The organism is Mesorhizobium sp. LCM 4576 (genome assembly GCF_001854815.1).
In the GTDB taxonomy this organism is placed as follows: domain Bacteria; phylum Pseudomonadota; class Alphaproteobacteria; order Rhizobiales; family Rhizobiaceae; genus Mesorhizobium; species Mesorhizobium plurifarium.
Genome location: NZ_MDDT01000072.1, coordinates 1 through 1,185 on the forward strand (window position 1 = coordinate 1; position 1,185 = coordinate 1,185).

The 1,185-nt window shown below is 61.9% G+C and carries 1 pseudogene; it reads left to right on the forward strand.

Annotation, left to right across the window (positions count from 1 at the left end):
* A pseudogene (locus tag LCM4576_RS36680) lies at nt 1–452 on the forward strand (DUF4336 domain-containing protein); the annotation flags it as partial.
* Nucleotides 453–1,185: the final 733 nt, after the last annotated feature.

Sequence of the window (1,185 nt, forward strand, 5' to 3'; positions counted from 1 at the left end):
CCATTCCCAATGCCGAAGTTATGGCCGTGCGCGGTTTGCAGAAGCGGGCCAAGCGTCCGATTGCCGTGGACCGGCTTCTGGTGGGGCGGCACTCGCCATGGCCTGGCGAAGTCGACCTTTTGGTCGTTCGAGGCGATGTGCTGACGGAAGCTGTGTTGTTCCACCGCGCCACGCGAACCCTGATCCTCACCGACCTGATCGAGAACTTCGAGCCGAAGCGGATACACAGCTGGTTCTTGAGACTGTTCGTAAGACTCGCAGGCGCCGCCGACCCCGACGGCAAGGCACCGATCGACATGCGATTGAGCTTCTTCCGACGCCGCAGAGCGCTGCGCATGGCAGTCCAAGAGATGCTGGCCTGGCATCCGGAGCGTGTCATCATCTCGCACGGGCGATGGTATGACAAAGACGGCACTGCTGAGCTGAGGCGAGCGTTCCGCTGGGTGCTGTGAGGCCTTGCTTCATTTGACTGGAACTCAGACGCCGGCGGTGGCTGATAGAAAATCACGCTCGTTGTTGACCGCAGAGCTGACACCCATCGGCGCCGTTCCTCGAAATCCGGTTGGAGCGGCCATTTCTAATCGGTCGAACGCAAGTGTTTTGCTGTCCTGACTAGGCTTTTACTGCATCGTCAGCGCCATCCAGCCTGCGCCCCCGGATCGCCTCGGCCACGAACACGCGCGATAGCGCGTGATAAAGAGGCTCGCGCGAAACGAGGCCAGCCGTGCCGTAGCCCAACATCGCCGCACACATCCGAGAGCCGCGAACGGCACGCTGATCAATCCGGTCGATATGGCTCCAGCTCAGAAAACAACGCGCGGTTGCCGGATGCGACGCGAAGTCCTGCCCGCGAGCGCCGCAGCATGGGGTATTTCCGCGAGATGCCTGCCATGCCTGTCCTTGAGGAAAAGCCTACCCTAACACAGGCACGGCGCTGGATCCGCCCAGCCAAGCTCGCGGCAAAGAACTGAAAATGAGGATCAAACGGCGGTCTCCGCCGCCAGGCTTGGCATTCATCCGCATGACCCGGGAAGGGCACCGACCAGAGCAGCGGCAACTCGTCTTCCAGGAAGTGGAGGCTTGCACCCCGATCGTCCGCCAGGCAACGGGTTCGGGAATCGCTTTCCGAAGAGAGAGGTGTAGTGCTGCAGCCGGGACCGGCTAACGCCAGCGATAGTCGGGGGG